Source organism: Shewanella sp. ISS20, from assembly GCF_056522965.1.
On sequence record NZ_JAWRZK010000001.1, the window covers coordinates 316,727 to 335,713 of the forward strand.

An 18,987-nucleotide genomic window follows, 5' to 3' on the forward strand; every position below is an offset into this window, starting at 1 on the left:
AGTTAATAGGAGATAAAATGATCGATTAAACTGAGCTTATTGGCCCGCTAGCGAATAAATCACTGCCGTTGGCATAGTTAATTATTAATGGGTGTTGTCAAATTGTTGGTTTTGGCTATGAATGATTTAAACGTTAATGGCATGACACGGCTAGGTGAATCACTAATAGTATTTTGACTCTTTATATTAAGGTCGTGCTTTTTATTTAAGCTATCACTGATTTATGCTTTAGCTGTGAATAGGTGCGGCGCTTGTTTAGCGCGTTTTTAGTTTTTTGTAATTCTGGCATAGCCTGATAGAGTAAAAAGTTAAATGGTGCTAGCGCTAAAATAAGTGAATAATTAATAGTAACAATATTAAAAATGGATGGCTTTGATATTTGACTAACAATAGTTATCTGCACTATTTTATCAATATTTGCCATTGCGGCTGTACGGCTCGTCAATTAATTGGCACAGCAGGTGCGAGTTGTGGTTATTTTGTTGTTGCCGCCAATTATCTGACAAACAGGTATGGGTTGAATAATTATTGTCAGCAGACTTGCGATGGCTTGCTCTTTGGTTGTTTTGTTTAAAATCAAAAAGTTAATGACTGAGTTCTAGGTCAGCAAGCAAAGCTTGTAAATATATTTATATAATGGCTTGGATATTTAACCCCCTTGGTTGTTAATCTGCTTAATAGCATGGCACTGTATTTGTACTTCATGGAGTGGTTATTTAAAAGACGCTATTAAAGTAGTCGTCAGAGGCGTTATATAAGAGGCTTGATTAAGTTACCTAAATAGTGATAAATCTAAGTTTACATTTATGTAAGTATTTTATTGTCGCTTGAATTTATTAGTAAAATCGATTACCTTACCGTTCTGTAGTGGTAAACGTTATGTATTTAACCGCTGCATTGCAATGGACGCTCTGACTTATTTCAAGGGATGCTTTGATTTATCTTAATGGATGATTAGGTATATCTGAGTGTAATGAAATGCTTTTCTCCAAAGTAATCTATCAATATTCGGTCATTAAAAACATTAAACGGCTATTGATACGAGTGTTATCAAATCGTAAGAGAAGAAATCAAATTTGAAGAAGTTAAATAGAATTACTTTAGCCATATTATCGACCGCTATGCTGAGCAGTTGTTTATATGCATCTGATGCCAGCGCCAATTCAGGTGTTATCTCTTTTGTTCCCGGTGAAACCAAGGTGAATAACGGTGATATGGTTATTTACAATGGCCAATGTTTCATTGCCAAAAATAATCCAGGTGTGTGGGAATCACCAAATGGCAGTTCATGGTTTTGGGATGTGGCAGTATGTTCTGGAGAGCCAGAGCCAGAGCCAGAGCCAGAGCCAGAGCCAGAGCCAGAGCCAGAGCCAGAGCCAGGGCCAGGGCCAGGTCCAAATCCAGGTGATGTGATTCCTTTTATCGAAGGTGAGACTCAAGTTAGCAATGGCGATATGGTGTCTTTTGGTAATCAGTGCTTTATTGCCAAAAACAACCCCGGCGTATGGGAAACACCAAAAGCCGATTCATGGTTTTGGGATGTCGCTGAATGTAGCAGCGAGCCAAGTGAGCCAGATGTGACTAAGTTAGCCATAGTTTCGCCAACGGCTGGTCAGTCAGTTAACCTCAATGAAGCTGTTGCCATTAACGCTCGGGTTGAAGGTAAGTTGGCTGCAAAAGTTGAGTTTTGGGTCAATAGCCAAAAGCTGGCGGAGCAAGCAATTGTTGCCAACAAGCCGTTGTACTCCCATAACTGGACACCTGCTGAGGCCGGTAGCGCTGTTATCAATGTGTTTGTTTTTGATAAAAACAATCAAAAAATTGAGCAGCAAGCTGTCACTGTGACTGTGAAAGAAGATGATAATTTCACTGCGCCAGTGGTGAGCTTTATCACTCCAGCCAATGGTGCAACCTTTGGTGAAGCAGCGACTGTTGCGATTAGCGTTAATGCGTCAGATGTTGATGATGATTTAACTAAGGTCGTTATTCAGGCCAACAATCAGCAAATTTGTTCATTTGATGCAAGCTCTATTGCCCCATTTAGCTGTGAGTGGCAAGCCACTTACACAGGCCCAGTGACACTTAAGGCGATAGCCACCGATGCTGAGAAGTTGTCAACGTCAGTTAGTGTCAATATCACCATAGAGCAAGACGTGGTAGAGCCACCTGTTACACCGCCTGGCAGCTTATGCGCTGACTTTAAGGTCTATCCAGATTGGACCCAAGGCGATCATGCCACCGGTGGCGATATCATGGTTCATAGTAACATCGCTTATTCAGCGATTTACTGGACTCAGTCAGTACCAGGCAGCGACAGCTCTTGGGCATTGCACTTAAATTGTGATGGCTCTGAGCCTGGTACCGCGCCACTGTTATCGCTGCAAAACCCAATGGATCCAGTGCGTTTGGAAGTTGCAGGCTGGCCAAATACCTTAATGGTAGCAAGCCCGTCTACAGCAGCACCAAAGACGCAAACCATTGCCCTTGCGAGCACCCAAGAATTGCAAGACGCTAACGCGTTAACCCAAGCCTTTGTGCGAGTGATGGAGCAAGCAGAAGCTGCTGGCGCATCAACGATTATCCTGCACAGCGATGTGTTAGATAACGCCACCAAAGATAAAGGCGAATCCGTAGGCGTTGTGGCAGTTAAAGCCGCGTTAATCAGTGCTATGGATGCTACTGGCAGCCAAATCGACATTGATGCCATTAATGGTTTAAGCGACGATGTTAAAGGTTGGGCGCAGGCGCATAACCTGATCGTTTCAACGCTGGCACCTGATGCGAGCTTTGCATGGTCATTAGCCATTGGTGATTTTGCTTACGCGACTCATTCTGGTCGTCAGTCAGTGTGGGATAAAGCCTCTGTTTATAGCAGCGATGTGTTAGATAGCTTTGAGCTTTATAAAGCCGATTCAGCCACTAAAGCTGACTTTGTAGCCTTCAGTAAATCAAGTGATACCACTGCCTTGTCAAGCGAGCAGTGGCACAATGCCCTTGAGTACGTGAAGCAAGTGACTGACTTTGTGAAGACTCCGGCTATGCTGGCAAACATGCCTACAGCACAAGCCGCAGATTACTTCATGGGTCATGCTGGCGCTAAGTCGCAGCTGCGTAAAGCCGCTTACAGCAACGTGTTTGCCGTCATCTTTGCTGATGATTCAGCGACCTTAACTGGCAAAATCGAAGCTTATCAAGACACTAAAGTTCCGCTCTACTATGTAGGTGCTGACTTAGAGAATGGCTCATTAACTCGTATTGAAGCACTGAACCAAGAATTGGCCAATGCTGAAAATGCGATGAACAATTCAGCCTTCCTCTACGAAACCCCGGAATCACAGTGGGAACCGTCAACGGTTTATAAGTGGACTGATTTCCTTGATGGCTTAAATGCGATGCACAACATAGGCGTTGCTGGTAACAAGTTCTGGTTAATGCACGATGGTGTGGATGATGCGACTAACATCAAATACGCTAAAGTGGCCATCGCTGCCTTCCTTGCGCAAAGTATGCAAGAGACTATTCGTTACAATGCTTGTGACGAGAACAACTGGTCTGAAATGAAATACGGCGCGCCGGCAGATTACCCAATGTCAGCCAGTTGTGGTCAGTTAGGTCAAAAGTATGCTGATTATGGTACTAACCCGACTACCGGTTTAGATCATGCTTACTCTTGTCCACGTGATAACAAGATGGAAGTGAGTGCTCTGACCCACGCTAAGTGGTACGGCGCCCCTGCGCCAGTATTCGCTGCGCCAAATTCAGTCCTTGCCGAGCGCGGTTTACTGGTTAATGGCAGCGTCGGTCGCTGGACTAACAGTGGTCACTGTAACGATATTCCAGAGTCAGTAGACACTTCTAAGCAAGTGTGGGAACGCGATGATTGTAAGACTTATGTCGGTCAAAAAGCGGGTACTTTCATTTGGGACGGTAGTAGCCAAGAAAGCGTTGAAGGTTGTGGTTGGTGGGGCCGTGGTGTTATTCAAACCACAGGTCGTCAAAACTTCGGTACCCTTAACCATTACTTAGGTCGCTCGCATGTTGACCCAGCCACTATTGGTCAAACCATAGATGGTGTCGTGGTTGATGCGCCGCCAGCTAACCCTTTGTATGCTGAACTGGATTTCTGTTCTAACCCTGGGCTGATTTGTAGCTCTGAAGAAAACAAAGAAATTAAGTGGATTGCTGGTTTGTTCTACTGGGTTACCTCAGTGCAAGGTTATGCTGATGAAGGTCAATACAGTGACTGGAACTACTACAACGAAATTAAGAAATACGTTGATAGCGGCATGAAAGGCTCACAATTCATTGATGATGTATCAGGTATTGTTAACCGTGGTTGCCCTGATCTAACTTGTAGCAGTGGCGAAGTGCATAACGTTAAAGAGCGCCGCGCTAACTTCAAGTTAGTGTTAGAAACCTTTGGTCTGAGCCCGCAGTAATTTGCTGCCAGCTAGCCTTTAGGTGACGCGGTTGTAAATAACCGCCAAGCTAAATCAACACCCAAACCCTGCTTTTAAGCAGGGTTTTTTTATTCAAGTTTTTTGCCTTTTAGCCTCAGCGTTTAAGGGGAGGGGGACAGTGTTATAAGCATATTTAAAGGCCAAGGGTATCAAGATGCTTGCATGAGTCATTGGGTATCAGCCCGCCATAAATTCCAGCCTGAGCTTATCGACTGCGCCGCCATAATCGCTCATGCCAGAAGATACTTATGCGTTATCAAGCATTAGCTAGTTAGGGGGAAGTTTGTTAGCTTATGCCACGACTGAAACAGTTAACGTATTAATTACAATGCCGAGGTGTTAGCCATGAGGTGACTGCTTTGGTGACGTTTATTGGGCTATCCCAGTCGTCTGGGCAATTGCCTTGAGGATATTTTTGAATAGGGATGTTATTGGATGAAAAAGATTTTAATTCTGGGACTGATTGCTTTTGGCTTGTGGAACCATTTTTATAAGGATTCGGAAGCTACCTCAATAGAGCCATTGGATATGTATGTGCCGGAAATCAGTGCGTTACCAACTCGTGTGATATCTAGCAGTGTTAGCTCTCATACTTTCAGTTGTGATGGACGGCAATATTGCACTCAAATGAATTCTCGAGCAGAAGCTGAATATTTTGTTCGCAATTGCCCAAACACCAAAATGGATGGTGATAATGATGGCATTCCTTGTGAGCGAGATTCACGTTGGTAAGTTGTTGCCCTCGTTTTCCTCGATTTAATAGGTTACTTAGTAGTGGCTGCTTATTGGCATTAATCGTTTGAGAGTTGCTTTTGCGCTGTCTAAAACGTCAGTTCATAAAACTCAGTCCGTAAAAAGTGACCCATAAACAAAAAAAGCGCTAACTAGAGACTAGTTAGCGCTTTTTGATTTATGGGGCTCTCTGGTTTTCAGCGGCTTATAACCGCACTACCTTTGACGCCGTGCTTACAGATTAAAGAATAATCCGGCTAAGGCGGCGCTCATAAGGTTAGCTAATGTCGCGGCTAATACGGCTTTTATGCCTAAGCCTGCGATTTCACCGCGGCGCTCTGGCGCTAAAATACCAATGGAGCCAATTTGAATGGCAATCGAGCAGAAGTTAGCAAAACCGCACAAGGCAAAGGCCATAACTACTTGAGTCTGCACTGTTAATTCGCTGCGAATTTCAGTGAAGTTGAGATAAGCCACAAACTCATTTAATACCAGCTTTTGACCAATCAACGAGCCCGCTAACTGCATATCTGTGCTTGGCACGCCAATCAAAAAGGCGATAGGGGCAAACACATACCCTAAAATGCTTTGCATGCTCAGTTGCTGCCAACCGACCAGTTCACCTAAGTATTCAAGGCCAGCATTCGTCATGGCAATCACACTGATAAATGCCATCAGCACAGTACCAATAGCCACAGCCACTTTAGTGCCACTCATGGCGCCAGAGGCGAGAGCATCAATAGCGTTGCTGTGTTCACTCTTGTCTAAGTCAATATCGCTTTGCTCAACTTGCACCTTAGTTTCAGGTACCAGCATTTTCGCCATTAAGATACTGCCAGGCGCGGCCATAAAGCTCGCGGCAATTAAGTACTTAAGCTCAATGCCAAGGGCAGCGTAACCACCAATCACAGAGCCTGCTACCGATGCCATGCCGCAAGTCATGATGGTAAATAACTCAGAGCGAGTCATGTGCGGTAAAAATGGACGGATAAGTAACGGCGTTTCACCTTGAGATAAAAAGATGTTGCCTGTGGCCGCTAACGATTCAGCCTTGCTGGTGCCCAGCAGTTTTTGAATCGCGCCGCCGATGATTTTAATTAACCACTGGATCACGCCTAAATAGTACAAGAGCGAAATCAAGGAGCTGATAAAAATCACTAATGGCAATACGCGAAAGGCGAAGATAAAACCGTTATAAGGCATGTCACCGAATAAGAAGCGAATACCTTCATCGGCGAAACTTAAGATATGGGCAACGCCATTACTGACACTGACTAAGGCACGCTCGCCAGCAGGGATATACAGGGCAATGGCGGCAAACAGGGTTTGTAAGCCTAACGCGGCTAGGATGGTGCGCCAATTAATGCGCTCGCGCTGTTCAGATAACAACCAAGCGATAAAAATAAGACACGCAATGCCAAACAGGCTTAAGAGGAGTTGCATAACACTTTCCCAATGGGTTAGTCGATGCTCAATACTGCGGATAGACGCTATGCCGCAATTGCCCAGACATTACTGAGCGAGAACATCAAAGTAACAAGCTAATAGAATATGCCGGTCCAGTTCCTTGGGGTCATTCACATCCAGATGACAACTTGTTAAGGAGAGATAAACTTACCCCCAGACTTATAGGTTAGGCGCGCGGCGCGACTAACAGGCTAAGGTTGGATGTATCAATCCGCGGGCGAGTCTAACAGGGCGACCTGTGTGAACAAGGGTTAATCTGCTTGAATTTGCTAATGTAGATCTTTATCACATATGGATTGTGCTCAATGTGCGCTAGGTAATGTTGCGCGGCTGGGGGTTGTTAAACGAGTGTTCAAGCTATCGCAGTGCACCGAGCCAGCTAGCCCAACATTCACTGTAATCATGGGCTAACTCATGCAGTACTAATTTAGTACTAAGCCAGCATTGGTTAAGTGCTAGCCTAGAACTAAGCCACTCACTTAGGGGGTACCGCGCCACAGTGGTATCAAAGCGCTGCTATCAAAGCTTTAGTATCAAAGGAGTGGCGTCAATGGCGTGGCATTAGGCGCGCACGTTAAGCGCAGCGCCATAATTTTTTAAGTTTGGGTTATTCAGGCTTGAGTTATTTAGACTGGTGCTATAAGCCATTGTGGTATTGTTGGTCGGTTGAGTGAGGCACCATGCTGGCTAAAAGCTCTGAGGCAGCCTCTTGGCCGCTGAGCAATGCTTCAAACTGTTTAATCAAGGCGACCTTATCTGGGGTGGGTTTACCACCGGCGCCAATGTCAGTTAAATCAATCATAAAGCCATCAAACAAATCGCTGAGATCAGCAATGATGTCGGTATTTAAAAATTGGTCTTGGTTATAAATACTTGGGTATCCAGCCTTTTGCTTATCAATGGCAAATGAATCGCCTTTAAGGTTTTTAATGGTGGTCGATTTATCACACGACAACATACAGCCATTATCAATCCGTGGTTTTTCACAGCCAACACTTTGCTGGAAAAAGCATTGGCGGCTCGCCATCAGCAAAATAGGGTGATAAATGCTGTAGAGCATTTTGAAATTCTTTGGCCGCGCTATGTGGCGAATTTGCTGCTTACTTATTTCATTAGAAATAAACGCGCCGCGACAGTTGAAATGCTGTTGCAGTGACTGCAATACATAAGAGTTAGTGGTATTAAGCAGTGGGCCAGCAATCCAATGAATGCCAAGGCGCTCGGCGTGATAAGCAATACCTGTGTTATTCGTCACAATCCACTGCGGTTTAATCTGCTCTAAAATAGTCAGCGCAACGTCAAAGTCTTTACCGATTAATACCGCCGGGAACCACGGAATAAGGCGCGGATTTTGCTTCAAGAAATCCACATATTGAGTGCAACCACGCTTATAGGCATCGGGCAGCTTAAAATAGATATCGCTATTGGTGACATCTGCAAGCGCGGCATCAACAGGGTCGCAAATCAGCAGTGAAAGCAGCGGCGCTTGGCCGCTAGGCTTAGGATGATGCTCAAGCTTAGGCAGAGTAACCTCAGCAATGGTCGCTATACCCTCATTTAAGTAGGCCAATAATTCATTTTTAAGCTGAGTAATGTCACGATAAGGGATGGTTAAGCCAGCGCTTAATTGCGCCGTATCTAGCATCACTAATTCATAGTTGGCGTTGGCAATGCTTTTAAAACGTTTTTCTATGGCCGCTGTCATCGCATCGCCATCATCGGCGTTTAACGGTGCACTGGCTTGCAGTAAGCTGCGCGAAGTTAACACTATGGTTTGCGCCGCCACGCTGTGATTCATTAGGTTATTGCTTGGCTCTGTGGTCACAGTTAAGGTGAGCGGCTTGCCAACAACACTGGTAAATTGCAGTGACAGCTTGATTTTTTCTATGCTTAAGTGAGCGATTTTAGCACTCACAGAATGATTGATTTGCTGTTTGTCTTCACGTACTTGCTGTGTGGTATCAAAAATCTGCACCACAGAAATCGTATCCCCCGGAGTGGCGCGCAGCTTACCAATAAAGTGATGCTCAGAATGATCGCGTGGATTATCAATAAACATGGATTGATTTAAATCACCGCGCAAAAAGGCATTGGTAAAGTCACGATTAAATACTTTGTATAATCGTTCACCATCTTGGGTGAGCTCGCCGGTGGCAATAAACCCGTCTATTTGCTTACGAAAACTGTCGATGACAGTGTGAACATAGCCCGCGCCTTTAATGCGTCCTTCCACTTTAAACGAATATACGCCGGCATTAATCAAGGCCGGTAAATCAAAAAACGCCGAGTTGTCTTTAATATTGAGCGGGAAATTATGGCCAGATTCAGTGGTTTCATATTCCTCGCGGCACGCTTGACTGCAACGACCACGGTTGCCCGAGTTACCCGCAGACGCCGACGTTGAATAACATAAGCCAGAAAATGCAATACACAACGAGCCATGGACAAACACTTCAAGCAGCATGTCATGGGGTTGTGCCACCTTAGCCAGCGCCGTAATTTCGCGTAAGTTAAGCTCGCGCGATAAGTTAACTCGGCTGGTGCCAAGCTGTTTAAGAAAGGGAATTTGGCCAGCATTATGGGTGGTGAGCTGGGTTGAAGCATGTACATCCAGTGTCGGGAAATATTGACGCAGCACATACAATAAGCCGAGATCTTGCACTATCACGCCATCGAGCGTGGTGTTAACTAAGCGATTAAGCAATTTAACTAGGCTTTTAAACTCATGCTCTAATATCACAATGTTAAGCGTTAAGAAGATGCGGCAATCATATTGGTGAGCGAGGCGGATAGCCCCAACCAGTTGATCGAAAGAAATATTAGCCGCACGATTACGAGCATTAAAGGTATCTAAACCGCAATAAACGGCGTTAGCGCCAGCAATAATCGCAGCTTTAATGGCATCAATATCGCCGCCGGGGGCTAGTAATTCAATCTTTTGCTTCATCACGTCACAAGGTCTCAGTCAACTGTAAGGGCCGAATGGTACCCGCATCTGTTGCTGATGAATATGTTTGCGGGCAATTTATCCGTGGCCGTCGTGAGCTCACGTGGGGGCTTAAGGCTAACTAAAGGACAAGCTAATTTAGTTAAATCAATAAAATCAGGTGATTAGCTGTTATCTAGAATGGTCTGGACTTGACCTGTCAATATTCAAATCACTATGACTTCACGATGCAATCAGGGCGCCTTCACTAGCGTTAACTCAATTCTGCCCACAATCTTGTTAGCACTCGTTGAGTGAATCGAAACCTCGGAGCGAGTTACCAGGCAACATCTCATCTATTTACCTAATGCTCGGCTCACATCAAGGGCTAGCTATGTATGGGAATGCAGTCGGATGTAGACTTAGGTGCTGTGAGTGTTGGTAAACTCAGTCGTTTGCGCATTGTTACTTGTCTCGTGAGGTAAACGCGCAGCCATACTAAAACGTGACGATTTCCCGTGAATTGGCACAATTGGTAGGGCGCAAGCAGCAAGTCTGCTAAAATCCGAGCCTGCCAGTAATCACCTCGATAGCACTGGATTTACCTAAGACTAGGAACTATTTTGACCAATAATGATGTTTTATGCCGCGTAAGCCAAACCTTCAATCTGAATGAACTGGCAATTTCCCAAATATTTTCTTTAGCAGACTTTGCTGTAGTCGATGGACAAGTCTCTAGCTGGCTGAAAAATAAAGAAGATGATTCTTTTGTTGAACTTAGCGATAGAGAGCTTGCTTTATTTCTGAATGGCTTCATCGATGTTAAGCGTGGTAAACGTGATGGTGATGAACCACGACCGGTAGAGAAAATAAGCAATAATGTTGTGTTTCAAAAATTACGTATTGCTGCGAACTTGAAAGCTGAAGACATTCTGGAGATCCTGCAACGTGCAGACTGTAGTTTAAGCAAGCATGAATTGAATGCATTTTTCCGTAAGCCAGATAACAAGCATTACAGAGAGTGTAAAGACCAAGTTCTTAAAAGTTTCCTGCTAGGCCTCGAGCGTCAGTTGCATCAAAGTGGTGATAAATCAGAATCATGACCAATGCCTTGTTGGGGCTGTCAACGTGTGGCGTTTTCAGTCCCAATGAACTGCTATGGTTCGTGTGGTTGCGATTGAGTTTAGTGGTATACGTTGCCTGCCCCTTAGGCGGGCGCTGGGGGATCCCCTCATAATTCAGGTCTCCCTGCAGTGTGAACCAACTTGATATATTCATGCATTGCCCAGCGTAAATGCTGCGCTGTTATTTGATAGTTTTCCCTCCGCCGAACCTCTTTCCCCAATCTGACAATCGAAAGCACAGGCCGGTGCCGAATGGTGTTGGCCTGAAAGTGTTTTTGCCAGCCTAGATGTAAGGCAACGATACCAATTAGCCATAAGGCAATTTCTGCCAGCATAGCGATGAGCAGCAACACATCTAGCCGCTTCGGACAACGACTTTTGCAGTGCCTCAGCCCCATGCGTATTGTGGACTCTTCAAGTCTCAATAACATGGTCAATTACATGGCCACCCATCAATAACAACCACCTAAATCCAGCCCTGCTCGTACCCTTGATAGTTTTACAATAACAAGGCCAATAACATGGCCACCCATTACAGCTGGCTAAATAGTAAACAATAACGTGGCCACCCATTACAGCTGGCTAAATAGCATTCCCAATAGCATGGCCACCCATTCCAGCTGGCTAGCAATGAAATGGCCACCCATTCCAGCTGGCTAAATAGTAAACACTCAACTAGGCTTTAATTACGTTTCTAGAAAGGGTAATTGAAGATGGCCAGACCAAGACAAACTATCGTTAGCCTAGAAGATACGCCTTACTATCACTGTTGCTCTCGTGTAGTACGTAAGGCTTTTCTGTGTGGCATTGATAAATCAACGGGTGATAATTTTGAACATCGGCGCGAGTGGGTGGATTCACGTATCCTTGAATTAGCGACCATCTTTGCCATTGATATTTGTGCTTACGCAGTGATGAGCAACCATTTGCATGTCGTGGTAAAAGTCGATGCAGACAAAGCAAAAGGTTGGTCAGATAAAGATGTGCTGATTCAATGGCACAAAGGCTTTAAAGGCACACTATTAACCCATAAGTTTTTAAAAGGGGAAGACCTCAATCAATTTGAACGTCAAACCGTCAATGAATGCATTGCCGAGTACCGTAAACGCTTAATTGATATTAGTTGGTTTATGCGCTCACTCAGTGAGCCGATAGCCAGAATGGCCAACAAAGAGGATAAATGCACTGGGCGATTCTGGGAGGGTAGATTCAAATCCCAAGCCTTACTAGATGAAGCTGCAGTATTAGCCTGTATGGCCTATGTCGATTTAAATCCTATTCGCGCTAAAATGGCCGCAACCCCCGAAACCTCAGATTACACCAGTATTCAGCGCCGTATTCACTCAGCCGTAAAAGGAGAACAACCATCAGAGTTATTACCTTTTGTAGGTAATGAGCGCTTAAACATGCCTAACGGATTAATGTTCAGCGTGAAAGACTACATCGTACTGGTTGAAGATACAGGGAAGATTATCCGTGAAGATAAGCGTGGAGCTATTAGTGCAAGCAGCCAGAGCATACTTAATCGCTTAAATATTCCCGAAGAAAACTGGTTAAAAATCACTACTGAATTTGGCACATTATTCAAAGGTGCAGTAGGTGCTTTGCCTGCATTAACTGACTATTGTGAGCATTTAGACCGCAAACGACGACAAGGCGCTTCAAATTGTCAACGCTGGTTGTGTGCTTAACCATTCTTAAACGTTAGCTTTCATCCAAATAGTTTTCCAACGCACACTTGATTGATATCAAGTTTTTCTGCTGGGTGGAATTTAGTTAATGACTTCTAAATCGTTAATGTTGTGATGAATTTCTGCTAAATTACATATGATTTGAAATCTGAATATATTGAAAATAATCGTCGCTAATGAAATTAAAACCAGTTATGTTTCTGTTTAGAAATTTGGGTGGCATTTTTCTTTTTTGCATTTTTCTTTTTTGGAATGGGTGGCCATTTTATTGTTTTTTTACAAGCATACACTCTGCAAATTTAACAATGGGTGGCACGTTAAATTCGTTAAATTTTGTCTGTGGCATCGCGGCAAAATATTTACCTAAAAAGGCTTGAAGCGGGTCAAACACTAGCATTAAATCTGTGTTTTGAAATCAAGCCAGCCGTTTGAAAAATTTCCACCGAATACAACGATTAACAAAAATGATGTAAGGACTACATATGCATGAGAAGAATATTGAGTTATTGCAGGAAGAAGCAATCAGACTTATCACCGTCGAATCCAATTTCCTTAACGAGCTGTCGCAAACTAATGGTTTGGTAACAGCCGCAAATAATGCAGAAAAGCAGACATTTGATCAGGATTCAGTGAGAGCACGAATTGAAGTGCTGTCAGGTGAAAAAATTAAATTAGAAAAACAAGAGCTGGTGCTTGCTGTTGTCGGAACAATGAAAGCGGGGAAATCGACCACGATTAATGCGATTGTCGGAACTGAAATTTTGCCAAACAGAAACAGACCCATGACGGCATTACCTACTTTGATTAGACACAAAGCAGGTCAAAAAGAGCCATTGCTGTATCTGCAAAATAGAGCACCGCTGACGAATTTTATCGCGGATTTAAACAAAGTACTTGAAAACCAGCATATCGACGAGAAGCTCGTTGGAGCGGAACATTGTCAGGATATGCTCGAGCTGGCTGCAAAGCTTAAGCAACCGGATGTGCTGCAGGAACAATACACTGGCTCTGACAATATCTATCAGTTTTTAAAGATGTTAAATGATCTGGTCAGATTCAGTGTAATTACCAAAACCGAGTTCCCATTTGCCAGTTATCGTAATGTCGACAACCTGCCGGTCATCGAAGTTGAATTTGCTCATCTCAGTGATTACAGCAGTCAGATTGGAGGCTTAACCTTATTGGATACGCCAGGCCCAAATGAAGCAGGCCAAGAGCATTTGAAACCAATGCTGCGTGACCAGCTGAAAAAAGCATCTGCCGTATTAACAGTGCTGGATTATACCCAGCTGAAATCCGAGGCAGATCATGGGGTCCGGCAAGAATTGCAGCAAATCGTTGCTGAATGTGGCGACCGTTTATTTGTGCTGGTTAACAAATTTGACCAGCGCGACAGACATGCCGACTCGGCCGAAACACTTACCAAATATGTCGCAGAAAACTTAATGGCCGGTGCTGTTAAAGCCTGCAATGTGTATCCGGTTTCGGCCAACCGGGCGTTTTTAGCCTGTAAAGCGCTGGCTGAACTGGATAAAAGTGAAAGCTTGGATGTTAAACAACCCTGGGTCGAAGACTTTGCTAAAGCTGCCTTCGGCGAAGATTGGCATGATGATATCCATGATCGTGAACGGGTGATCAAAAAAGCTAACTCTGTATGGGAAAACGCCGGATTTACTGCGCCATTACAAGATGTCGTGAAGGGCTCGCACGAAAATGCCGGCATTCTGTCGCTTGAGTCTGCGGTTACTAAGATTAACCATACCGCTCAGGACGTAGAAAATTTCCTCGAAGTTCGGCATACAGGCTTAAAAACAAGTGTCGAGGATTTGCAAAAACAAATCAGCTATCTGAAAAAAGATATTGCCGATTTAACTGCTCTGGGTGATGAAGCAAATAACAAACTTAAAAGTTCAGCATCAAATTTAGAGAAGTCTTGCACTGGTGTGTTTATCGATATCAAAAATAAAGTGTTGAGCGATATCGAATATTATTTTAAAGAGGGCAAGCAAAAAGAGAAAGCGCAACGTGACGCGTCGCCCACTTCGAAAAGCCAAAAAACTGGTGGATTGTTAAGTGGCTTTTTTGGTTCAGGCAGACAGGAATCTGCGGATTTCGATGCAACAAACCCTGTTATCCGCTTTGAGTCTAAAAGTGATGCTGACGAGCTACAAGGTAAGATAAAACAGCGACTTGACAGTATCATTAAAGATTCAGTTTCCGGTCTGAACGATGAATTAACAGGCCACCTTGGCCAATTCAATGATTATCTCAATTCTGACTTAAAACATCGGTGTGAACGTCTACTGGCTGGTGTGCAGACGAAGTTGGAGAAAGGGAACTTTAAGGTACATATCAGGGTGCCAGAATTTGATTTCTTAAATGGCATAGACCTTTTAGCGGATGTTGAGCTTAACGAGACAAAAGAACACACCAAAACAGAACGCGGTCAACGGAGAAAAGACAGTGCTTGGGGGACGGTATGCCGATGGTTCAATACCGACGACTGGGGCTGGGAAAGCTATGAATACGAACAAACGTATTTCGATGTTGATATTGATGTGATAAGGCAGAAAATAAGTAAAAAATTAGATATAGAGCTACATAAAACATCGGCCGATTTAAAAAATCGTATAGTGTCTCCTCTTAAAGGAGAAGTTGATCAGTTATTTTCTGAACTCAGCAATATTATTGAAGAGATTAGGGCAGATCTTCTTCAGAGCGTGCGTGATCATCAAAACGAGAAGTCTACCCAAGATGAGCTGTTAAATTATTTAGAAAAATATACAAAACGTGCCCGGTGTTTTTCAAGGTAGTTGTCGCTTGAGCTATTAAGCTGCCTCTTTTTTCCTCTCCGGATTTAGATCCACATCGCCAACATGATCCCAGTTCCTAACCTCTTTGGACCAGCGATTTGGATTCAGTGTTCTTGCCTTTGCATACAACTCTGAACGATTAGCCAGTATTGCCTGATCCTCACCTTTATGTCGCTGCGCTGGGGTGACAAATTTTATCCTGCTGTGACGATGCTCAGTGTTGTACCATTGAACAAAGTCTCTGACCCAGGCCCTGGCATCGTCCAGTGTTTTAAAGCCTTCACTCGGCCATCGACGACTGTATTTGACTGTGCGAAACAGGGATTCTGAGTAAGGATTATCATTGCTGACACCTGGTCGGCTACGTGAGCCAACAACTCCCATTTCCATCATCTTTGCTTGCATGGTCAAACTCTTCATTGGGCTGCCATTGTCAGAGTGCAAAACAATCTTTTCATTGACGCATTTCTCAGACCATAAGGTGCGTTCCAGAAGGTTGGCTGCATGCTCACCCGACTCGCTGTCATGCACTTCCCATCCCACCACTTTGCGGCTAAATATATCCATTATCATATACAGATAGAAAAACCGACCAATGACTGTTGAGGGGCAATACGAAATATCCCAAGTCCACACTTCACAAGGCCCTGTAGCGGTAAACCCATTTGGTTTTGCTATGCTCCCTTTAGGTTTAGCCTTGCCCCTGTGTTTCAGCTGATTATGGGCTTTGAGGATACGATAAAAGCTCGATTCCGAACCCAGATACACGGCTTCATCAGCCAATATCGGTACGATTTGGCTGGGTGACAGGCTGGCAAATCGCTCCTGGTTACTGATGTCTAATATGGCTTGTTGTTCCGCTTCTGTTAACTTGTTAGCAGGCACGGGTCTGGCCGCCTCTGGCCGTTTATCTGCACTGACACAACCCGTTTCCAACCATCGTTGTAATGTGCGTAGGGATAATCCGATTTCCGCACAGGCTTTATGCTTTCTCGCACCTGCGCTGACAGCATCATCAACCAAAGATACATAGTATTGCCTATCTGAGAGCGTGGTTAATTGTCCTCGTCTTCCCCCCAGTAGGCATTTAACTTTTTTCTGAGCACCAGAAGAGCTGCGGTTTCGGCCAAGGCTGCATCTTTCCGTTTTAACTCTCTCTCCAACTCTTTAATGCGTTTTTTGTCGGCTTTACGCTCTTGTGCCTGCTGCTTGCGCTTCTGTGCCTCGGTCTGATTACCTGAAATACAGCTCAGTTTCCATTGCTGGATTTGCTCAGGAAACAGTCCTTTCTTGCGACAATACTCACTTAACTCAACTGCCGACATTGCGGCCGTTTCTATCACCGCAGAAAACTTCCGCTCCGCGGACCAATCATCTGGTTCATTACTTTTTGTCAAACTGAAATCGGCCTCTGCATACTTTTCCCGCCAACCATACAGAGTAGAAAGACTAATACCTTCTCTCTGTGAAAACTGACGCAATGATAAACCGCTTTCCATCAACTTACTAACGACTGCTTTTTTGTGCGCTTCAGGATAATGTCTCACTCAAACCTAACTTCCGCCTCCTGTCCAATAGTATTAAAAACTGAGGCGACAACTATCCTGACACAGGGGGTGCCCGAGAAATAAAAATAGATAGCAATGGTTTAAGCGAAGAAATGAACAGCCTAAAGAAAACGGATGCACTTAATCCTCAAGGTGGCAACAATGTCCGATAAGATCTTGTTAAATGACCAACTTTGTCAGACGTTGTCTGCAGTTCCAGAAAAATTCATTGTTGATTTTGCTAATAACATTACCGTTCTTAAAGATCACGAACGCACGCAGAGTTTGGAAAAAAGCTTTTTTTCACGCCTTTATAATGGAGTTACCGGGCAGGAATGGCAGCGGCAGTATGAGGTAAATTCGAGTCTGATTGTTATCGCACAGTCCCAACTCAAGATGCTCAATGAATTGAACAATAAAGTCACCTTAGGATTAAAAGCAATCGATTGTGTGACCGGACGGTTAAACCATCTCACTCAGGATGTGGCTGATTTGGCCGATTTTTCCGTTGAAACACGCGAAATGCTTGAATCGTTAACTAGCCAAGTCTGTGGGCGGTTCCGTGAGCTGGAACACCGTTTAGCAAGAGTTGAACTGGAAACTAGTGCCTTTAATCAGGTGGATCATGTATTTCACAAATGGGCAGCCGGCCGTTTTGTTCATTTGCCTGTAGGTACAAGGGCGTATGCAGCTTTGGAAGAGCTGAATTGGGGGGCCTATGGCGATTTAGTTCGCTCTGCTGAAAAGTATCAGGTCAACAAAATGCTTGAAGACTTGAGTAACCGGCTGGTCATTCAAATGCGTGAAGATACTGATTTGAGCCTTGAAACGCGAGTTAATTTTAATGTGTGGTTGAATCCAGTCAGCTTAAAAACTGCAGAATATCTGTCGGCAACTGAATATATGGCAAGCGATTACCATGAAAAGAACTTACCGTTTAGCTGTTCTGTCGCTCGTCGTAGTCAAATATTACCTCTTGCTGTACCGCGTATCTGTTCTGCAGAGCGCCTTTCTGATGCTTTGGTTGAAGAAGTACTGGGAGAATGCGCATGAGTAAAATGAAGGTTGGCCTTGTGCTTTCGGGCGGTGGTGCAAAAGGCGCCTATCAGGTTGGCGTATTAAAAGCGCTGGCAGAATTAGGTACTGAAGTACACGCTGTTTCGGGGGCCAGCATTGGGTCTTTGAACGGGGCGATTTTAGCTTCATCATCTTCCTTAACAGAAGGTGCTGCGCGTTTAGAGGAAATCTGGCAAGAGCTCGCCCATAATTCGCCCTTGGAGTTTAACAAATCAGTGTATCCATTATTGTTACTCTCTGCCGGGCTGCGGGTAAATCCTCAGCTGAAGTTATTAAGTTTTGTATGGCCGGCTCTAGCAACACGGTATTTTCCAAACCAAGAAAATTTCGATGCAGCTGTTCTCAGTAATCGTCCTCTTAGCGATTTGTTGGACAAATATCTTTGTCTCGACAAGTTATCAGAAGGTTTACCGTTCTACGTTTCTGTTTTTAAGACTCGCGGTGTATTGATGGATTTTGCCGGCATATTAAAAGCAGAATTTGGAATTTCCAATAACCCAGATTCCGAGTACTTCCATCTGCAATCGCTTCCTCATAGTCAGCAGCAACAGATGTTGATGGCTTCGGCTGCGATCCCGATTATCTTCAGTGATCAACGTATTGGAGACGATATTTATACTGATGGCGGGCAAGGTGGATGGAGTAAACAGCATGGTAATACGCCGATTAAACCGCTGATTGATGCTGGTTGTAATATGGTTATTGTTACTCATCTGAACGATGGTTCCTTGTGGAGTCGTCATGATTTTCCAGAGACGACCATAATGGAAATCAGACCGCAAACATCACTTGGTAGAGATAAAGGGATGCTCGGTGCCGTAAAAGACATTCTTGGTTTCAATAGTGAAAAGATCACTTCATGGATAGAGCAGGGTTACGTCGACACCAAGATATGCATGGAAAGCGTGATGACCTTGAGTAAATCTTGGCATGAAATGCAAATCGCAGAGCAACAGTTAAAGTCCAGAGATGCGGAGAGCAAAGCTGTTGACAAGCAGCTCGAATCATCTATGTCCAAGCTTCGTGCTTTTAGGAACAAGTTATAGCAACTAAAGCTGTCTCAGTTTGGGTGCATTAACTGAATGCACCCGTTTCAAGCACTACAATCAGGGCACTAAAGGAATTTAACATGCCAATCCTAGCACCAGCT

9 protein-coding genes and 2 pseudogenes are annotated in these 18,987 nt (G+C 44.3%); 7 read left to right on the forward strand and 4 right to left on the reverse strand.

What is annotated here, in order from left to right; translation table 11 throughout:
- The first annotated feature begins 1,076 nt into the window (after positions 1-1,076).
- Together AC1HDP_RS01435 and AC1HDP_RS01440 are read left to right on the forward strand one after the other, a co-directional pair.
- Entirely contained in the window at positions 1,077-4,439 is a 3,363-nt protein-coding gene (locus AC1HDP_RS01435; protein ID WP_479637386.1) for an Ig-like domain-containing protein, read from the forward strand.
- Positions 4,440-5,054: 615 nt separating this feature from the next.
- Positions 5,055-5,192 (forward strand): annotated as a pseudogene (locus AC1HDP_RS01440) (excalibur calcium-binding domain-containing protein); the annotation flags it as partial.
- A 234-nt stretch (positions 5,193-5,426) separates the two neighbouring features.
- Here AC1HDP_RS01440 and AC1HDP_RS01445 read toward each other — a convergent pair.
- Together AC1HDP_RS01445 and AC1HDP_RS01450 are read right to left on the reverse strand one after the other, a co-directional pair.
- Positions 5,427-6,635: a NupC/NupG family nucleoside CNT transporter gene (locus AC1HDP_RS01445; protein ID WP_479637387.1), complete on the reverse strand. Its 1,209-nt coding sequence runs from the start codon at positions 6,633-6,635 to the stop codon at positions 5,427-5,429.
- A gap of 661 nt (positions 6,636-7,296) precedes the next feature.
- Positions 7,297-9,606, reverse strand: coding sequence for a peptidase U32 family protein (locus tag AC1HDP_RS01450; protein ID WP_479637388.1), 2,310 nt, complete (start codon positions 9,604-9,606; stop codon positions 7,297-7,299).
- A gap of 602 nt (positions 9,607-10,208) precedes the next feature.
- Between AC1HDP_RS01450 and AC1HDP_RS01455 the strand changes: the two genes are divergently transcribed.
- A complete protein-coding gene (locus AC1HDP_RS01455) occupies positions 10,209-10,688 on the forward strand; it encodes a YehS family protein (RefSeq protein WP_479637389.1) in 480 nt (159 codons plus the stop codon).
- Positions 10,689-10,816: 128 nt separating this feature from the next.
- Here the strand turns inward: AC1HDP_RS01455 and AC1HDP_RS01460 are convergent.
- A pseudogene (locus tag AC1HDP_RS01460) lies at positions 10,817-11,130 on the reverse strand (IS4 family transposase); the annotation flags it as partial.
- 292 nt (positions 11,131-11,422) lie between these two features.
- Between AC1HDP_RS01460 and AC1HDP_RS01465 the strand changes: the two are divergent.
- Both AC1HDP_RS01465 and AC1HDP_RS01470 read left to right on the forward strand, forming a co-directional pair.
- Positions 11,423-12,400, forward strand: coding sequence for a transposase (locus tag AC1HDP_RS01465; protein ID WP_479637390.1), 978 nt, complete (start codon positions 11,423-11,425; stop codon positions 12,398-12,400).
- Between the two features lie 482 nt (positions 12,401-12,882).
- On the forward strand, positions 12,883-15,213 hold the full coding sequence (locus AC1HDP_RS01470) for a dynamin family protein (RefSeq protein WP_479637391.1): 2,331 nt from the start codon (positions 12,883-12,885) through the stop codon (positions 15,211-15,213).
- 15 nt (positions 15,214-15,228) lie between these two features.
- Here AC1HDP_RS01470 and AC1HDP_RS01475 read toward each other — a convergent pair.
- Positions 15,229-16,760, reverse strand: a protein-coding gene (locus AC1HDP_RS01475) for an IS3 family transposase (protein ID WP_479637392.1) whose coding sequence is annotated in 2 segments (ribosomal slippage) — positions 15,229-16,316 and positions 16,316-16,760 — 1,533 coding nt in all. Because the reading frame shifts where the segments join, the coding sequence is not laid out codon by codon here.
- Positions 16,761-16,922: 162 nt separating this feature from the next.
- On the opposite strand from AC1HDP_RS01475, the gene AC1HDP_RS01480 reads away from it, so the two are divergent.
- Positions 16,923-17,813 carry a diguanylate cyclase regulator RdcB family protein gene (locus tag AC1HDP_RS01480; RefSeq protein WP_479637393.1) on the forward strand — a complete coding sequence of 297 codons (891 nt, stop codon included), beginning with the start codon at positions 16,923-16,925 and terminating at the stop codon, positions 17,811-17,813.
- Positions 17,810-18,883, forward strand: a complete 1,074-nt coding sequence (locus AC1HDP_RS01485) for a patatin-like phospholipase family protein (RefSeq protein WP_479637394.1) — start codon at positions 17,810-17,812, stop codon at positions 18,881-18,883. The genes AC1HDP_RS01480 and AC1HDP_RS01485 overlap by 4 nt, the downstream gene beginning before the upstream one ends.
- Positions 18,884-18,987 lie beyond the last annotated feature (104 nt).

Excerpts from the sequence above, each read along its gene's own strand:
- AC1HDP_RS01480 (WP_479637393.1), top strand. The coding sequence starts at position 16,923 with ATGTCCGATAAGATCTTGTTAAATGACCAACTTTGTCAGACGTTGTCT.
- AC1HDP_RS01465 (WP_479637390.1), top strand. The coding sequence starts at position 11,423 with ATGGCCAGACCAAGACAAACTATCGTTAGCCTAGAAGATACGCCTTAC.
- AC1HDP_RS01450 (WP_479637388.1), bottom strand. The coding sequence starts at position 9,606 with ATGAAGCAAAAGATTGAATTACTAGCCCCCGGCGGCGATATTGATGCC.
- AC1HDP_RS01470 (WP_479637391.1), top strand. The coding sequence starts at position 12,883 with ATGCATGAGAAGAATATTGAGTTATTGCAGGAAGAAGCAATCAGACTT.
- AC1HDP_RS01445 (WP_479637387.1), bottom strand. The coding sequence starts at position 6,635 with ATGCAACTCCTCTTAAGCCTGTTTGGCATTGCGTGTCTTATTTTTATC.
- AC1HDP_RS01485 (WP_479637394.1), top strand. The coding sequence starts at position 17,810 with ATGAGTAAAATGAAGGTTGGCCTTGTGCTTTCGGGCGGTGGTGCAAAA.